The following is a 16865-nucleotide window of genomic DNA, read 5'->3' as shown; positions in this document are numbered from 1 at the left end:
ACGCCGGGCCGGTCGTCACTACTTCTTCTTCTGGAAGGCGGTGTAGTCGTCCTGGGCCGCCTTCATGACCTCTTGAGCGGACTTCTTGCCGGCGACGAGGCCCTGCAGCGGACCGCCGAACGCGTCGGTGAACGTCGGGGTCGTGTAGTCGATGTAGGGCGTGGTGCCGTCGTTCTTGCTGAGCTCGGCCCAGGCCGCCGACACCTCCTTCATCAGCGGCTTGTCCGGCTGCTTGGACGCGGGCAGCACCGGCAGGCTGCCGGCCTCGACCGCCACGTTCATCGCGTCCGGCGAGGTGATGAAGTTGATGTAGGCGGCGGCGACGTCGGCGTGCTTGGACTTGGAGGTGATCGACCACGGCAGGCTCTCGCCGCCCATGGTCGCGACGGGCGCGCCCGCCTGCGGCGCCGGCGGCAGCAGGAAGCCGACCTTGTCCTTCATCCGGTCGTTGAGGTCCGGCGCCCACCAGGTGCCGCCGAACATGAACACGCCGTCGCCCTTGGCGAAGTTCACCGGGGTGTCGTCCCACTTCACCGCGTTGGAGTCCTTGGTGAGGTAGCCCTTCTTCGCCCAGTCGGACAGCCGCTGCGCGGCCTGCACGTTCGGCGCGTCCGTCCAGGACCCGCCGCTGCCGAACACCAGGTTCCGGACGCCCTGCTTGCCGGTCGCGGCGTCCTGCAGGATGCCGTACAGCTGCATCGCGGGCAGCTTCTCCAGGTTGCCGAACGCGACGGGCACCTCGCCCTTGCCCTTGGCGGTGGCGAGGGCCTGCTCGAACTCGTCCCAGGTCTTCGGCGGCTGGATGCCGAGCTTGGCGAGCTTCTCCTTGTTGTAGTACAGCCCGACGATCTCGCCGTTCAGCGAGACCCCGTACAGGTCGCCCTGCCCGATGAGCTTGCCGTCCTTGGTGACGCTGTTGAGGTCGAGCAGGCCCTTCGGGTAGCGCTTGGACCACCCGTAGGCCTTGTCGTAGGAGCCGAGCGGCAGCAGCATGCCGTCCTTGACGTACTGCGCCATGGCCGCGTAGCCCTGGTTGGCCTCGACGACGTCGGGCGGGCTGCCGCCCGACAGCGCGAGCCGCAGCGTCTTCTGCAGGTCGCTGAACGAGCGCGCCACCCGCTTGATCTTCACGTTCGGGTACTTGGCCTCGAACTGGGCGTTGAGCTTCTCGATCTGCTCCTTCAGCCCGCCCTGGACCTCCTGGTCCCAGACGGTGAGCGTCACGTTCCCGGCCTTGGCGACGTCGGTGCTGACCGCCGCGGGCGCCTTGCTCGCCGGCTTGTCGTCCGACGAGCCCGGCGCGCAGGCGGCGGCGAGCGCGGTCACCAGGACCGCCGCCGCGGCGACCGTGCCCCGTCTCATGAGCGTCGGCATTCCTGCGGCTCCTTTCTGTGCTGCCGGTCCCGCACCGGCCGGACGGGCCGTACCGGTGCGGGTCCTGGGGGGTGGGGCGGGGGGGTGGGGGCGATCGGTCAGGACGAGTGCTGCAGGTCGTCGCGCAGGGCGGACTCGTCGCGGAGGGTGGGCTCGGCGCGCACGACGGTGTCGGTGGCCGAGTCGGGGATGTAGTCGACGACGAACGCGTACGGTTCGAGGACCTCCTCGGCGACCTCGCCGGACTCGCCGAACGCGGCGATCTCCCCCCAGCAGGGCGCGCCGAGCGAGCCGCTGCGGTGCCGCACCGACAGGCCCGCGCACAGGTTGGCGAACTTCAGCCGCTCCGCCAGCGGCAGCCCGGCGAGGGTGCCGAACATGAAGCCGGCGCCGAACACGTCGCCCGCGCCGGTGGCGTCCAGCGCCCGGACCGGCAGCGCGTCGGTCTCGGCGACCTCGCCGGTGCGGGAGTCGATGGCGATCGCGCCGGCGCCGCCGCGCTTGACCACCACGACCGGGACCCGCTCCGACAGGGCGCGGGCGGCCGCCTCGGGCGAGGCGGTGCGGGTGTAGGCCATCGCCTCGACGGCGTTGGGCAGGAACACGTCCACGTGCTCCAGCCGGTCGAGCACCTCGCTGGACCACGTCTCGGTGGCGTCCCAGCCGAGGTCGGCGAAGACCAGGGTGCCTCCCGCGCGCATCTGCCGCGCCCAGGCGGGCACCGGCCGCTCGATGTCGATGAAGCAGGCCCGCGCCGACGGCGGCGCGGAACCGAGCACCTCCTCGTAGGAGTCGTCGCCGGAGCCCATGTCGGGGACGGGCTTGGCGTAGGTGACCATGCTGCGGTCGGAGTCGTAGGCCAGCGACACCGTGACCGGCGTGGGCCAGGAGCCGACCCGGCGGGAGTGGCCGAGGTCGACGCCCTCCTGCTCGGCGAGGGTGCGCCACAGGTAGGCGCCGAACAGGTCGTCGCCGAACGGGGCGGCGAGCCCGACGCGCAGCCCGAGCCGGCTCATCGCGACCGCGATGTTGGCGATGCCGCCGGGCGCCGAGCCGAGCCCGTCGGTGAACAGCTCGGTGCCGGGCGGCGGCAGGCCGGGCAGCCCGGTGAAGATCATGTCCATGAAGACCTGGCCGGACAGGAAGACGTCCAGGTCGGGCGCCGGTCCCTCCTCGTCCGCGTCGTGCGTGCGGCGCAGCCGCTCGCCCACGGCCGCGCGCTCGGCGCACGGGTCGGCCATCGACGGCTCGGGCGGCCGGCCCGGGGCCGCCGCACCCGCGGCCGCGCCGGTGCCGGCGGCCTCCGCGCCGCCGTCGCCGACCGCCGCGGACGCGGCCCCGCGCAGGGTTCCTGCTGTCATTGCGCCTCCTCACGAGGACCGTCAGAGCTGGGACCAGGATGACCGAATGTCATGACAAAACGGGACGGGGCTCGGCCCGGGCGGGCGGCGGGAGCGCCGCCGGGCCGGCGGCCCGTCACGTCCCGCCCGCGAACACGGCCGCGACCTCCGGGATGCGGGCGGCGTAGCCGTCCAGCAGCCGCCGCCCCACCGACACCGAGTCGACCAGGGGGTGCAGCGCGAACGCCTTGGCGGCGTCGGCGCGCGAGCCGGTCCGCGCGGCGCTGATCGTCAGCCGTTCGACCGCCTTGACCTGCTGCATCAGCCCGGTCTGGTGCAGGTCGGGCTGGACCAGCGACAGCGGGTGCACGCCGCCGGCGTCCACCAGCGCCGGCACCTCCACCACCGCGTCGGCCGGCAGCGCGGGCACCGTCGACCCGTTGCGCACGTTCAGGATCATGGTGGCGGGCTCGTTGCGGCTGATCGCGGCCATCACGCCCAGCGCGACGCCCGCGTAGCCCTCGTCGACCGGGTCGACGCCGGCGTGCCCCTCCAGCTCGGTGCCGGTCGCCGCGCCCTTCATCTCGGCCATGTAGCTGGCGCTGCGGGACGCGACGGTCTCGCGCCACAGCTCCATCGCCGCGCCGCCGGACGCCGCGGCGATCCGCTCGTAGAACGCGGCCTGCTGCCCGGCCAGGAACTCGCCGCGGGTCTGCGGGGCGTCGAGGGTGGCGCGCACCGCCTCGCGGTTGAAGTAGTAGTAGTACAGGTACTCGTTGGGGATCACGCCGAGCTCGCGGAGCCATTCGCGGCCGAACACCACGCCCTCCTCCAGCGAGCCGAGCAGCCCGTCGTCGGCGAGCAGCCGGGGCAGCACGTCCACGCCGTCGTGCAGGATGCGGCGCATCCAGCCGAGGTGGTTCAGGCCGACGTAGTCCAGCTGCACGCGGGACGGGTCGAGGCCGAGCGCGGCGGCGACCCGGGTGCCGAGGCCGGACGGGGTGTCGCAGATGCCGAGCACCCGGTCGCCGAGCACCGACTGCATCGCCTCGGTGATCATCCCGGCGGGGTTGGTGAAGTTGATGACGTAGGCGTCCGGCGCGAGCGCCTTCACCCGGCGCGCGATGTCGAGCATGACCGGGATGGTGCGCAGCCCGTAGGCGAGCCCGCCGGGCCCGGTCGTCTCCTGGCCGAGCACGTTCAGGTCGAGCGCGACCCGCTCGTCGCACACCCGCCCGGCGAGCCCGCCGACGCGGATCGCCGCGAACACGAAGTCGGCGCCCTCCAGCGCCTTGTCCAGGTCGGTGGAGGTGAACACCTGCGGCGCGGCGCCGGCCCCGTCGCCGCCCGCGAGCGCGGCCAGGACGGCCGCCATCGCCTCCAGGCGGCCGGCGTCGGAGTCCTGCAGCCAGACCTCCTCGATGCGCGGGGAGCCGTGGTCGCGCAGCAGCGCCTGGTACACGTAGGGCACCCGGAACCCGCCGCCGCCGAGAATCGCCAGCTTCATGCGATGTACACCTTCCCGCCCGCCTGGCGGCAGAGCTCGAGAGTCTTCGGATCGGCGCCGGCCGTGGTGACGAGCGCGTCGACCTGCGCGAGGGAGCACACGCGCAGGGAGCCGGTGCCGGGGAACTTGGCCTCGGAGGCGACGAGCACGACCGTGTCGGCGGCGTCGATCATCGCCTGCTTGATCGGGGTCTCGACCTCCATGTCGTCCACCACCAGGCCGTTCGGCCGCACTCCGGTGCAGCTGAGGAACACCAGGTCGGCGCGGACCTGGCGGAGCGCGGTCTCGGTGAGCGACCCGACGAGCGTCAGGTAGTTGCGCCGGACCACGCCGCCGAGCAGGCAGAGCCGGACGGCCTCGTCGTCGCGCAGCTCGTCCAGCACGGCCAGGTTCGCGGTGATCACGGTGACCGGGCGGCCGCGCAGGTGCCGGGCGAGCAGCCGGGTGCTGGTGCCGATGTCGAGCACGACGACCATGTCGTCCTCGACCAGGGCGGCGGCCCGCGCCGCCACCGCCTCCTTCTCGGCGCTGTCGTGCTCGGCCGACGCCGCGAAGGAGATCTCCGGCGCCGCCGCCCGGGGGGTCGGCGCCGCTCCGCCGTAGGTGCGGACGAGCTCGCCGTTGCGGTCGAGCAGGTCCAGATCGCGGCGGATCGTGGACTCGCTCACCTGCAGGCTCTCGGCCAGCTCCCGGACGGACGCCGCCCCCTTCGTGCGCACCGATGACACGATCTGCGCACGTCGCTTGCTCGAGGTCACGCAGGGGAACGTAGCACCCGTGACCGACTTCGGTCATCACCTGGCGCGAAATTGCTCGAACTCCGTCATTCGGGCATCTGACCTGCACGTATCCCGGTCAGAGTGTGACGAGAGTCAGTCAACCCGGTCAAGATCCGCACGTTCGCGACGGGCGGACGCTCACCCTCTGTCAGGACGGACGGTCAGCCGCGCCGTCGTGCACCATGGAGAGGTGACACAGGTTGTTGGGGAGCGGGCCGGGGCGACGGCCCCGGAGCTGGCGGTGCTGGCGGATCTGGTCGCCGACGGCGACGTGGTGGTGCTGAGCGGGGCGGGGCTGTCCACCGAGTCGGGCATCCCCGACTACCGCGGCGAGACCGGCCGGCGGCGGCGCGCCGAGCCGATGACCTACCAGCGCTTCACCGGGGACGCGGCGGCGCGGCGCCGGTACTGGGCGCGCAGCCACCTGGGCTGGCGGCACATCGCCGGCGCCCGCCCGAACGCCGGCCACCGCGCGGTCGCCGAACTGCAGCGCCGCGGCCTGCTCGCCGGGATCATCACCCAGAACGTGGACGGCCTGCACCAGGCGGCGGGCGCCGCCGGCGTCGTCGAGCTGCACGGCGGCCTCGACCGCGTGGTGTGCCTGGGCTGCGGGGAGCGCACGCCGCGGGCGCGGCTGGAGGAGCGGCTGCGCGCCGCCAACCCCGGCTGGGACGCCCGCCCCGGCATGATCAACCCGGACGGCGACGCGGTGCTGTCGGACGCCGAGGCCGCGTCCTTCCGCATGGTGGACTGCGCGCGCTGCGGCGGCCTGCTGAAACCCGACGTCATCTTCTTCGGGGAGAACGTGCCGCCCGCCCGGGTCCGCGACTGCTACGCCCTCACCGAGTCCGCCGGGACGCTGCTGGTGCTCGGGTCGTCGCTGACGGTGCTGTCGGGGTACCGGTTCGTCCGGCACGCCGCGCGGCACCGCATCCCGGTGGCGATCGTCAACCGGGGCGCGACGCGCGGCGACGCGGACGCGCTGGTGACCCTCGACGCGCCGCTCGGCCCGACCCTGGACGCCCTGGCCGGCCTGGTCTGACCGGCGGCCGCCGCCCGGATCCGGTGAACGGCGGATGCCTCCGGGCGCGTCCCGCTACGGTGATCATCATGGACATCGGGGCGGAAGAGATCGCGGGGCTGCTCGCGCGGATGCTGGCGGACGGGCACGCGCTGCCCGCGTCCGCCGGCGGCGCGGAGGTCGAGGTGGCCGGCACCGGGGTGCGGATCGCGATCGCCGCACCGCAGCCGCAGGACAACGGGCTCGTCCAGCTGCCGATCGGGGTGTCGCATCCGAGCTTCGGCGGGATGTTCGCCTGGGACCAGGCCGTCGGGGTGCCGGGCGGCGACCGGCATCCGGCCGCCGACGCGCTCGACGGATGGGCGCACACCGTGTTCCCGGTGTTCGCCGCCGCGCTGCTGCCCGGCTGCGATCTCGCCGGGCACGCGACGGTGACGCCGCTGGCGGGCGGCGAGCGGTCCGCGCGGGTGTACTACGGGCCGGTCGCGACCCGCGACTTCGGCGGGCTGACGGAGGACGACCGGTCGGCCATGGCGGGCCGGCCGCCGACGCAGGTCGTGATCGAGGAGCTGTTCACCGGCTACGCGCTGCCGGACCGCCCGGTGTGGCTGTTCACCTTCTGCGCGCGGCTGCCGTCCGGGCCGATCACCGAGGTGACGCTGCTGAACGGGGAGGCGGGCGCCTCGTTCGGGCACATCGCCGACCATCTGCCGTGGCACGGGCACGGCTCGGTGAAGTCCTGGGCGCTGCTGGTCCCGAGCGGCTGACCGTCCCGCCGCGGCCGGTCCCGCCGCGGCCGGGGCGCCCGGTCATTCCCGGTCCTCGTCGGGGAGCAGGTCGGCGAGGAGTTCGGCGAGGTGGCGGGGGCGGGCGCCGGTGCCCGCCTCGATCTGGGTGCGGCAGGAGAACCCGTCCGCCAGGACGGTCGTGCCGGGATCGGCGTCCTTCACCGCGGGCCAGACGCCCTGCTCGGCGATCTTGGTGGAGACCTCGTAGTGGCCCGCCTCGAAGCCGAAGTTGCCCGCCAGGCCGCAGCAGCCGACGTCGAGCGTCTCGACCTCGACGCCGGCGCGGGACAGGACGCGCTCGTCGGTGCCGAACCCCATGACGGCGTGCTGGTGGCAGTGCGGCTGGGCGATGGCGCGGACCTTCGGCCGGTCCAGCCCGGCGACGACGTCGTGGGACGCGGCGGGCGAGGCTCCGCCGGACTCCTCCTGGTGCTCGTCGAGCAGTTCGGCGAGAGTGCGGGTCTGGTCGCGCAGCCGCTTCACGTCGTCCTCGACGCGGTCGCCCTCCATCAGCTCGGGCGCGTCGGCGCGGAACACGGCGGTGCAGCTGGGTTCCAGCCCGACCACGGGGATCCCGTCGCGCAGCCGCGGCGCCAGCGCGTCCACGGTGCGGCGCAGCACCCGGGCGGCGACGCCGAGCTGGCCGGTGGAGATCCAGGTGAGGCCGCAGCACATCGGCACCGGCGGCACCTCGACCTGGTAGCCGGACGCCTCCAGCACGCGGACGGCGGCCTTGGCGATGTGCGGGTGGAAGTTGTTGGTGAAGGTGTCGGGCCACAGCACGACGCGGCGGCCCCCGGAGCGCGCGGGACGGCGCTTGAACCAGTCGGTGAACCGCTCGGCGGCGAAGCGCGGCATCTGGCGCTGCGGCGCGATGCCGCCGAGCCGCTTGATCGCCCGGTCGAGGCCGGGGACGTTCAGTGCGGCGTTGGCGGCGCCGGGCGCGACGGAGGCCATCCTCGCCCACAGCGGCAGCCAGCCCATCGTGTAGTGCGCGGCCGGGCGGATCCGGCCGGCGTAGTGGTGGGACAGGAACTCGGCCTTGTAGGTCGCCATGTCGACGTTGACCGGGCAGTCGCTGCGGCAGCCCTTGCAGGCCAGGCACAGGTCCAGGGCGTCGCGGACGTCCTCGGACCGCCAGCCGTCGGTGATGACGGCGGCGCCGCCCGGTCCGGGCGAGGCCGGGTTCGGCACGCCGGCGCCGGGCATGCCGCGCATCATCTCCATCAGGATGCGGGCGCGGCCGCGGGTGGAGTGCTCCTCCTCCCCCGTCGCCCGGTAGCTCGGGCACATCACGCCGCCCGACGAGGCGCGGCACTTGCCGATCCCGACGCAGCGGGCCGCCGCGTGCGTGAAGCGGTGGTCGTCGTCGGGGAAGGAGAAGTGCGTCTTCGGTTCGGCGGGGTCGTAGCCGAGGTGGTCGAGGTTGTCGTCGAGGCGGTAGGGGTTGACGACCTTGCCGGGGTTCATCCTCCCGCGCGGGTCGAAGATCGCCTTGAACATCCCGAACAGCCGGACGACCTCGTCGCCGAACATCAGCGGCAGCAGCTCGCCGCGGGACTGGCCGTCGCCGTGCTCGCCCGACAGCGACCCGCCGTAGTCCACGACGATGCGGGCGGCGCGTTCGATGAACCTGCGGTAGTTGCCGGTGCCGCGCTCGTCCTCCAGGTCGAACGGGATGCGGGTGTGCACGCAGCCCTGGCCGAAGTGCCCGTACAGCGACACCGGGCCGTAGCCGAACTCGTCGATGAGGGCCTGGAAGTCGCGCAGGTAGTCGCCGAGCCGCTCGGGCGGCACCGCGGAGTCCTCCCAGCCCTCGTGGGTGTCGGGGTGCCCGGGCGGGTAGGCGGTGGCGCCGAGCCCGGCCTCGCGGACCTTCCAGAGCAGCTCCTCGACCTCGGGGTCGTGCACGAAGGTGCAGTGCGGCGGGTCGGGCTCGTTCTCCAGGCGCTCGATGAGATCGCGGGCGCGCCGGTCGGCCTCGTCCTTGGTGTCGCCGCCGAACCGGACCATGAGCCAGCCGGCGCCCTCCGGCATGTCCTTCAGCACCTCGGGCCCGGCGAGCTTGTCCTGGCGGGCGAGGTCGAGGAGCGTGTCGTCCATGCCCTCGAGCGCGAGCGGCTCGGACGGCAGGACGCGGGCGACGGCGTCGCCGGCGGCGAAGATGTCGTCGTAGCCGAGCACCGCCAGCGACTCGTACGGCGGCACCGGCACCAGGCAGATCTCCGCGCGCAGCACGGTGACCAGCGTCGACTCCGACCCGACGAGGGCCCGCGCGACGTCGAAGCCCTTCTCGGGCAGCAGCGAGTCGAGGTTGTAGCCCGACACCCGGCGCGGGATGTCGGGGTAGCGGGTGCGGATCAGCTCCATGCCGTCGTCGCGGAGCGCGCGCAGCGCCCGGTAGATCTCGGCGCGGCGGCCGCCCTCGGCCTGGATCCGCTCGTACTCCTCGGCGGAGGTGGGTCCGACCCACATCCGCACGCCGTCGTAGGTCAGCACCTCCAGCCGGACGACCGAGTCGACCATCTTCCCGTACGCCTGGGCCGACGCGCCGCACGAGTTGTTGCCGATCATCCCGCCGATCGTGCAGGTGTCGTGGGTCGACGGCTTCGGCCCGACCATCAGCCGGTGCTCCGACAGCGCCTCGTTCAGGTCGTCCAGGCACGCGCCCGGCTCGACGATCGCGGTCCGCCGCCGCGGGTCGACCGAGATCAGCGCGCGGCAGTACTTGGACCAGTCGATGACGACGGCGGTGTTGCAGCACTGCCCGGCCAGGCTCGTCCCGCCGCCGCGCGACAGCACCGGGACGTCGTGCTCGGCGCAGACGGCGACCGCCTCGACGCCGGCCTCGACGGTGCGCGGCACCACCACGCCGATGGGCGGCTGCTGGTAGTTGGACGAGTCGTGCGCGTACGCGGCGCGCGAACCCGGGTCGAAGCGGACCTCGCCGTCCACCCGGCCGGTCAGGTCGCGGCGCAGCGCCGCGGTCTTCCAGTCCTCGTCCGCGCCGGCCGCCTCGCCGTCCCGCTTGCCGCCCTGGTCCCGCTTTACGTGCTTGCCACCCTGCGCGAACCTCCCGATCTGACGCAGACGCTCCGCCGATACAGACATGTCCGACCGCATACCCGCCCGGCGCGTTTCAATCCGGCGCCCGGCGGCGCCCCCACGGCGCTCGCCACCCGCGGCCGCCGTGACTTCCCCTGCACGATGCATCCTTTGGGATAGGGTGTCGGCCGATTCGTCTGATCTTGTTCCGGGGGACGTCGTTGCAGGGTGCCCGACCAGTTGGTGATCTCACGCCCGAACTGCTCCGATCGCCGGTCTGGCACGACCAGCAGGTGCAGGCCGCGGGAATCCCGCTCTTCGACGCGCCGCTGGTGTCGGTCGGCGGCGGGCTCGGCTCGTTCACGCTCGTGGACGTGCTGCGCGTCCAGGGCGTCCCGGCGGGCTCGATCCGGGTGCTGTCCAGCCGGGACGCGCCCTGGCAGTCGTGGGAGTACCTGACCCGCGTCTCGCAGCTGCCGGCGGGCGAGCGGATCCGCTCCGACGCGGGCGCCCGGCCCGACAACATCTGGGGCTTCCCCTCCTACGCGCTGCACGAGGCGTGGCGGGACAGGTCGGTGAAGCTGCTGTGGCAGGTGCTGACCGAGCCGGTCCTGACCGACTTCTTCAGCCCGCGCGCCGCCACCGTGTTCGAGACCGTCCGGCGCGAGGCCGACCGGATCTCCTACTGGCAGATGCTTGCCAAGGGGCAGGTCCGGATGGTGCGGCGCCGGATGGGCGGCGGCTACTTCACCGTCCTGACGCCGCCGCCCGGCACGTCCGCGACCAAGCGGATCGTGATGCGGTCGCAGTACGTGCACCTGGCGGTCGGCTACCCCGGCCTGAAGTTCCTGCCGGACCTGCAGCAGTTCCGCGAGACCCACAACGACTACCACCGCGTCGTCAACGCCTACGAGCCGCACGAGCACGTGTACGAGACGCTGAAGTCGCGTCCCGGCGTGGTCGTGGTGCGCGGCGCCGGCATCGTCGCGTCCCGGGTGCTGCAGCGGCTGATGGACGACCGCGCGAAGTACGGGCTGCAGACGCAGATCGTGCACATGTTCCGCACGTTCGTCACCGGCTCGCACGGCCAGGGCGTGTGGATGCGCCGCAAGGGCGGCGACGGCTGGGCCTACCAGGCGTTCACGCTGCCGAAGTCGGCGTTCGGCGGGCAACTGAAGGCGCAGTTCCGGCGCGCCGGGCCCGAGCGGCGCGCGGCGCTGTCCAAGGCCGTCGGCGGGACGACCACGCCGCGGCTGCGGCGCTGGCAGCAGCAGATGCGCGAGGGCCGCGCGGGCGGCTGGTACCACCCGTTCCAGGCCGTCGTGGACCGGGTCGAGCCGGCCCCGGACGGGCGGCTGGTGTCGCTGACCCGCAGCGACGACGGGCGGCTCGGCCGGTACGTGTCGGACTTCGTCATCGACTGCACCGGTCTGGAGGCCGACATGCCCGAGCACCGGGTGCTGGCCGACCTGCTGCAGTACGGCGGCGCGCGGCGCAACGGCGCGGGCCGGCTCGCGGTCGGCGAGCACTTCGAGGTGCTCGGCGCCGAGAGCGAGGGCGGCGTGCTGTACGCCTCAGGCGCCGCCGCCGCGGGCAACCACTTCCCGGCCGTCGACAGCTTCCTCGGCATGCAGACCGCGGCGCTGGACATCGCCGCGGACCTGGCCCGGCGCGGCTTCTGCGCGCGGCTGGGCCCGGTGCGGTCGACCGGCCAGTGGGTCAAGTGGTTCACCGGCCGTCCCATCTGACACGCAGGAGCCCCCCACCGTGATCCCCACCCTCGCCGGCCGGCTGCAGACCCGCGTCTTCGTGCTGGCCACCGTCGGAGCGCTGCTCACCGCGCTGATCGTCCCGGTGCTGCCGGGCAGGCCGGGTTCGCTCGGCGCGGCGTACCGGACGGCGTTCCTGGTGCTCCTCGCGGTCATCGCGGTGGGGCTGGTGTGGGAGCTGGTGTACCACCTGCTGATGCAGTTCCGCTGGGACAAGGACTGGCCGACGCTGTTCGGGCTGGTCACCGTCGTCCCGGAGGGGGCGGTCATGTGGCTGCTGCTGAACGCGGGCCTCGTTCCCGGCATCGAAGGACACGTGCCGGCTTCGATGTTCCTGACGATGTTCGCGTTCGTGTGGCTCGGCCAGTGGCTGTTCGTCAACGGGCCGATCCGGGTGTTCTTCGTGCGGTGGAGGCTGCGCGGCGGACGGCTGCTGTGACCGGCGGGGCGTTCGCCCGGCCGCTGCCCGGCGACGGGCTGGTCGCGCAGGAGGGCGAGCTGTCGCTGGTGTGCGCGGCGCCCGACGCGGTGACCGCGCCGCTGGTGGACGCGCTGCTGGCGGCGCTGCGGGAGGTCGCGGAGGCGGGCGGCGACGGCCCGGAGCTGGTGCGCCGCGCCGCCCGGGTGCTGGCGGCCCGGCGCGGCGGCCGGCCTGCGGCGTGCGCGGTCGCCGGGCCGTCCGGGGCGTCCGGTCTCGCGGTGCTGGTCAGCGGCGAGGCCGCGGCGCGGGTGATGCTGGCGGACGGTCGGGAGATGCGGGTCGGCGGCGGTCCGCACGGGCCGTCCGAGCGGACGGTCGAGGGTCCGGTGGCGAGCCTGGAGCTGGCGCTCGGCGGCGCGGGACGGGCCGAGCCGCGGCTGCGGCTGGCGTCGGGCGTGGTGCGCGGCGGCGGTCTGCGTCGCGCGGTGCGCCGCCGGGCCGCGTCCGCCCCGCCGCCCGCCCCGCCGCCCGCCGACCGGCCGATGGCGGTCGCGCCCGCCCCGGCGACGGCGGTGGAGCGGGGCCCGCTTCCGCCGACGCCGGTGGACGGCACGCCGGCGGGCGCCGAGGGCGCGCCCGAGGAGAAGGTCAGCCTCATCCGCCGGCACCCGAAGCGGCGTCCGGGCGGGCCGCGGGTCCTCGGCGTCAACTGCAAGAACGAGCACTTCAACGATCCGCGCGCGCACTACTGCGCGGTCTGCGGGATCTCGATGCTGCAGCTCACGCTGTCGCCGTTCCACGGGCCGCGGCCGCCGCTCGGCGTGCTGCTGCTGGACGACGGGCAGGCGGTCCCGCTGGAGGACGACCAGCTGGTCGGCCGGCGGCCGGAGCGGGCGCCGGAGGTGGCCGAGGGCCGCGCGCACCCGCTGCGGATGACCGACGCCGAGGAGTCGATCTCGCGCCGGCACGTGCTGGTCCGGCTGCGGGAATGGCAGGTCGCCGTCGTCGACCTCGGCTCGGCCAACGGGACGGCGGTGCGCGCGCCGGGCGCCGCGGAGTTCGTCCGGCTGCCGCCCGACACCCCCGTCGAGCTGGCGCCCGGCGCGACCGTCCGGGTCGGACTGGCCCGGACGTTCCGTTTCGAGTCCAACCGGAATGTCTGACCACCTCCCGAAAGGACACTGATGCGAACACGGCCCATGGGCGGGATCACCTTCGCCCATCCGCCCGCCTTCTGGACCGGGTTCATCGCCTGCGTCGCGGGCGTCGCCCTGCACCTGCCGATGTACATCGACTCGGCGGACATGCACTACATGATGCGCGGCATGTCGATGGACGCCCCGATGATCACCGGCATGGCGCTCATCGTCGTCGGCCTTGCGCTGACCGCGTACGGGCTCATCCCGCGCGGCCTGGCCGCGTCGCGCCGCAACGGGGTGACGGGCGTCCGCGCCGCGTACGACGCGCCGTTCCGCCCGGCGCACATTGGCCTGGTCATCGTCATGACGACGGCGGTGACGATCGACGCGATGAAGCCGATCACGCTGTCGTTCGTGGCGCCGGGGATGGGCAAAGAGTACGGGCTGAAGTCGGCCCTGAACCCCGGCGGGCACTGGCCGGTGGCGCTGCTGCCGCTGTTCGGCCTGACCGGGACGGTCGCCGGCTCGTTCCTGTGGGGCTGGCTCGGCGACCGCATCGGGCGGCGCTCGTCGATCCTGCTGGCCGGTGTGATGTTCGTGACCACCGCCGTGTGCGGGGCGATGCCGTCGTTCTCGTGGAACCTGGCGATGTGCCTGCTGATGGGGCTGGCGGCGGGCGGGATGCTGCCGATCACCTTCTCGCTGCTGGCGGAGATGATCCCGGGCCGGCACCGCGGCTGGGTGATGGTGCTGATCGGCGGGAATCTGGCGCTGGCCTACGCCATCACCAGCTCGCTGTCGTCGGCGCTGGTGCCGCACTACTCCTGGCGGATCCTGTGGCTGCTGGGGATGCCGACCGGCGTGCTGCTGATCGCGCTGAACCACTGGATCCCCGAGTCGCCGCGGTTCCTGCTGGCGCACGGGCGCGAGGACGAGGCCCGCGCGATCATGACCCGCTACGGCGCGATCGAGGACACCCCGGAGGCGCGGACCGAGACCGGCGCGCAGACCGCGCCCGGCGCAGCGACGGACGCGGTCCCCGCAACCGACGCGGTTCCCGCCGCCGACGCGGTGCCCGCCGAGGAGCGCAAGGAGGCCGCGCACGGCGGCGGTTTCACCCCGCTGTTCCGGGCGCCGTTCGCCGGGCTGAGCGTCGCGGTGGTGGTGCTGGGGCTCGGCATCGGGCTGGTGACCTACGGGTTCCAGCTGTGGATCCCCTCCAACCTGCAGAAGCTCGGCCTGGCGCAGAAGTCGGCTGACGCGGCGCTGCGCGACTCGGCGCTGCTGGGGCTGCCGCTGGTGTTCGTCGCCGCCGCCATGTACGGGCTGTGGAGCGCCAAGAAGACGATCATCGTGCTGACCGCGCTGACCGCGGCGGCGCTGGTGGCCTTCTCGTTCTCCGGCGAGTCCCTCGCCCACGACCGGGCCTGGCTGTACGTCCTGCTGGCCGGCCCGATCGTCGGGACCGCCACCATCGCCGCGGTCCTGGCCGCCTACAGCTCGGAGATCTACCCCACCCGGATCCGCTCGCGCGGGTCGGGTCTGTCGGCGGGCGTCGGCAAGCTCGGCGGCGTCATCGTCACGATCGTGCTGGTGGTGGGCGCGACGGTGCCGTCGATCAACACGACCGCGCTGCTCGGCGCCGTCCCGCTGCTGCTGGCGGTGCTGGTCGTCGCGGTCTTCGGCGTGGAGACCAGGAAGCGGGCCGCCCGCGTGGAGGCGCCCGCCGCGCAGCCCGCCGACGCCTGAGGGTCCGTCCCGTCCGGGCCGCCCCCCGGGCGGGACGCCTCAGTCGCGCAGGCGGGCGGCGGACTCCAGCAGCAGCGCGTGCACGAACGCCTGCGGGAGGTTGCCGCGCAGCTGCCGCTGCTGGACGTCGTACTCCTCGGAGAACAGCCCGCTGGTGGCGCACCCGGACCGGGTCCGCTCGAAGGTGCGGAGGGCGCGGGCGGTGTCGCCCTGGCGGTGCTCGGCGAGGGCGAGGAAGAAGCCGCAGAGGGTGAAGGCGCCCTCGGCGACGCCGAGCGGTTCGCCGTCGGCCCGGTACCGGTAGACGAAGCCCTCCTGGACGAGGTCGGAGCGGACGGCCTCCAGCGTGGCGGCGGTGCGCGGGTCCTCGTCCGGCAGGCAGCCGCGCAGCGGCGGGATGAGCAGCGCGGCGTCCACGCGCTCGTCGCCGGGGGCCCGTTTCCACCGTCCGCCGGCCGTGAGGGAGGTGCGGGTGGTCTCGTCGAGGATGGCGTCGGCGAGGCCGTTCCACGCGGACGCCTCCGCCGGGCCGGCCAGGTACCGGGCGGCCTGCCGCAGTCCGGCGACGCAGCTGAGCCGCGAGTGGGTCCACAGGTCGTCGTGGGTCTCCCAGATGCCGGCCTCGGGCTGCCGCCAGCGGCGGGCGATGACGTCGGCGGCGACGCGGGCGGCCTTCGCCTGGTCGGCGCCGGGCGGCTCGCGTTCGGCGGCCACCGCGAGGAGCAGCAGCGCCTCGCCGAGCGCGTCGAGCTGGAACTGCTCGCTCGCGCGGTTGCCGGTGACGGCGGTGGCGCCCGGGTAGCCGGGCAGGTCCGCCTCCCGCTGGCGCGGGACGTCGCCGCCGCTGACGGTGTAGGCGGGCTTGAGGCGGTCGCCGTCGGCCAGGACGCGGGCGGTGACGAACTCGGCGGCGTTGCGGAGCAGGTGCGGCGGCCCGCCGTGCACGGCGACGGCGCGTCCGGCGAAGCACTGGTCGCGGATCCAGGCGTACCGGTAGTCGTAGTTGCGGCCCTCGTCGGAGCGTTCGGGCAGGGCGGTGGTGGCGGCCGCGACCATGCCGCCGCCGGCGCTGGTGAGACCGGTCAGCACCGAGTAGGCCAGCCGGGCGTCGCGCGGCGCGATCGTGTCGGTGCAGGACGGCACCGCCTCGCGCCAGCCGCGCTCGGTGGCGTCCCAGAGCGCGCCGGCGTCCAGGGGGCTGTCGGCGGTGCCCGCGGCGGCGCCGTCGGCGATCTCCAGCACCAGGTCGCGGGTCTCGCCCTCGGCGAGGTCGAAGGTGAGGGCGAGGACGGGGCCGCCGTCGGCGTTCTCCCGCACCACCGCCTCGTCGCCGCCGCGCCAGCGGATCCGCGCGGTGCCGCTGCGGGCCGTCCACTCGGCGCCGTGGTGGTGCAGGTCCCGCATCCGCTCGGCGCGCTCGCCGGCGCGCACGTCCAGCAGGACGCGCATCCGGGCCTTGCCGCGCACGGCCCGGCAGCGGCGCAGCACGACGGCGCGGTCGCGGCCGGCGGGCCGGGCGAGGGCCTCGCGGCACTCGACCATGCCGCCGTCGCCGGTCACCCACCGGCTGTGCCAGATGAGCCCGCGGTCCTCGTAGTAGCCGCCCCACACCCAGCGTCCGGCGTCGGGTTGGACGACGTAGTCGCCGGGGCCGCCGAGCAGGCCGCAGAACGCGGCGGGCGAGTCCCAGGCGGGGAAGCACATCCAGGCGAACTCGCCGTGCGGCCCGACCAGGACGCCGCGCTCCCCGTCCGCGATCAGCGCGTAGTCGCGCAGCGCCTTCGGCAGCGAGTCCCGTGCCCCCGTGCCTGCCACCGTGTCTCCTTTCCGAGCGCCGCCGTACGTGGGGGCTGAGTACCCACGAACGCGCCGCCGACCCGGGCTCTTGATCACTCCTGGGGCGGCGGGCCGTGCTTGACCCGGCCGCGGATCC

12 protein-coding genes are annotated in these 16865 nt (G+C 74.1%); 6 read left to right on the top strand and 6 right to left on the bottom strand.

Annotated elements, in window-relative coordinates:
• Positions 1-18 precede the first annotated feature (18 nt).
• The 4 genes from ACA514_RS37290 to ACA514_RS37275 all read right to left on the bottom strand — a co-directional run bounded on the left by ACA514_RS37290 (position 19) and on the right by ACA514_RS37275 (position 4979).
• On the bottom strand, positions 19-1374 hold the full coding sequence (locus ACA514_RS37290) for an extracellular solute-binding protein (RefSeq protein ID WP_375045993.1): 1356 nt from the start codon (positions 1372-1374) through the stop codon (positions 19-21).
• A 98-nt stretch (positions 1375-1472) separates the two neighbouring features.
• Positions 1473-2735: a carbohydrate kinase family protein gene (locus ACA514_RS37285; protein WP_375045992.1), complete on the bottom strand. Its 1263-nt coding sequence runs from the start codon at positions 2733-2735 to the stop codon at positions 1473-1475.
• A 115-nt stretch (positions 2736-2850) separates the two neighbouring features.
• The gene (locus tag ACA514_RS37280) at positions 2851-4221 is read right to left on the bottom strand and encodes a 6-phospho-beta-glucosidase (protein WP_375045991.1); all 1371 of its coding nucleotides are present in this window, start codon (positions 4219-4221) and stop codon (positions 2851-2853) included.
• Complete coding sequence (locus ACA514_RS37275; protein WP_375045990.1) at positions 4218-4979, bottom strand: DeoR/GlpR family DNA-binding transcription regulator; 762 nt, start codon at positions 4977-4979, stop codon at positions 4218-4220. Before ACA514_RS37275 ends, ACA514_RS37280 begins: the two co-directional genes overlap by 4 nt.
• A 211-nt stretch (positions 4980-5190) precedes the next feature.
• Here ACA514_RS37275 and ACA514_RS37270 point away from each other — a divergent pair, with 211 nt between their 5' ends.
• Complete coding sequence (locus ACA514_RS37270) at positions 5191-6042, top strand: NAD-dependent protein deacetylase (protein ID WP_375045989.1); 852 nt, start codon at positions 5191-5193, stop codon at positions 6040-6042.
• 68 nt (positions 6043-6110) lie between these two features.
• Entirely contained in the window at positions 6111-6788 is a 678-nt protein-coding gene (locus ACA514_RS37265; RefSeq protein ID WP_375045988.1) for a DUF6348 family protein, read from the top strand.
• 42 nt (positions 6789-6830) lie between these two features.
• Here ACA514_RS37265 and ACA514_RS37260 read toward each other — a convergent pair whose 3' ends face one another.
• Complete coding sequence (locus ACA514_RS37260) at positions 6831-9920, bottom strand: FAD-binding and (Fe-S)-binding domain-containing protein (protein WP_375045987.1); 3090 nt, start codon at positions 9918-9920, stop codon at positions 6831-6833.
• A gap of 227 nt (positions 9921-10147) precedes the next feature.
• Here ACA514_RS37260 and ACA514_RS37255 point away from each other — a divergent pair, with 227 nt between their 5' ends.
• From ACA514_RS37255 to ACA514_RS37240, 4 genes are read left to right on the top strand one after another with little or no spacing between them, the layout of a single operon-like run.
• Entirely contained in the window at positions 10148-11602 is a 1455-nt protein-coding gene (locus tag ACA514_RS37255) for a hypothetical protein (protein WP_375045986.1), read from the top strand.
• Between the two features lie 19 nt (positions 11603-11621).
• Positions 11622-12062 (top strand): hypothetical protein, encoded by a 441-nt coding sequence (locus ACA514_RS37250; RefSeq protein WP_375045985.1) that lies wholly within the window; start codon positions 11622-11624, stop codon positions 12060-12062.
• Positions 12059-13207 carry an FHA domain-containing protein gene (locus ACA514_RS37245; RefSeq protein WP_375045984.1) on the top strand — a complete coding sequence of 383 codons (1149 nt, stop codon included), beginning with the start codon at positions 12059-12061 and terminating at the stop codon, positions 13205-13207. Before ACA514_RS37250 ends, ACA514_RS37245 begins: the two co-directional genes overlap by 4 nt.
• Before the next feature lie 21 nt (positions 13208-13228).
• Positions 13229-14932 carry an MFS transporter gene (locus tag ACA514_RS37240; protein ID WP_375045983.1) on the top strand — a complete coding sequence of 568 codons (1704 nt, stop codon included), beginning with the start codon at positions 13229-13231 and terminating at the stop codon, positions 14930-14932.
• A 39-nt stretch (positions 14933-14971) separates the two neighbouring features.
• Here the strand turns inward: ACA514_RS37240 and ACA514_RS37235 are convergent, their stop codons facing one another.
• The gene (locus ACA514_RS37235; RefSeq protein ID WP_375045982.1) at positions 14972-16747 is read right to left on the bottom strand and encodes a glycoside hydrolase family 15 protein; all 1776 of its coding nucleotides are present in this window, start codon (positions 16745-16747) and stop codon (positions 14972-14974) included.
• Positions 16748-16865: the final 118 nt, after the last annotated feature.

It is taken from the genome of Actinomadura sp. NTSP31, from assembly GCF_041951385.1.
In the GTDB taxonomy this organism is placed as follows: Bacteria; Actinomycetota; Actinomycetes; order Streptosporangiales; family Streptosporangiaceae; genus Spirillospora; species Spirillospora napierensis.
This window is presented reverse-complemented; position numbering and strand designations above follow the sequence as displayed.

Coding starts and splice junctions, on each gene's coding strand:
- ACA514_RS37265 (WP_375045988.1), top strand. CDS start 6,111: ATGGACATCGGGGCGGAAGAGATCGCGGGGCTGCTCGCGCGGATGCTG.
- ACA514_RS37240 (WP_375045983.1), top strand. CDS start 13,229: ATGCGAACACGGCCCATGGGCGGGATCACCTTCGCCCATCCGCCCGCC.
- ACA514_RS37290 (WP_375045993.1), bottom strand. CDS start 1,374: ATGCCGACGCTCATGAGACGGGGCACGGTCGCCGCGGCGGCGGTCCTG.
- ACA514_RS37285 (WP_375045992.1), bottom strand. CDS start 2,735: ATGACAGCAGGAACCCTGCGCGGGGCCGCGTCCGCGGCGGTCGGCGAC.
- ACA514_RS37260 (WP_375045987.1), bottom strand. CDS start 9,920: ATGTCTGTATCGGCGGAGCGTCTGCGTCAGATCGGGAGGTTCGCGCAG.
- ACA514_RS37280 (WP_375045991.1), bottom strand. CDS start 4,221: ATGAAGCTGGCGATTCTCGGCGGCGGCGGGTTCCGGGTGCCCTACGTG.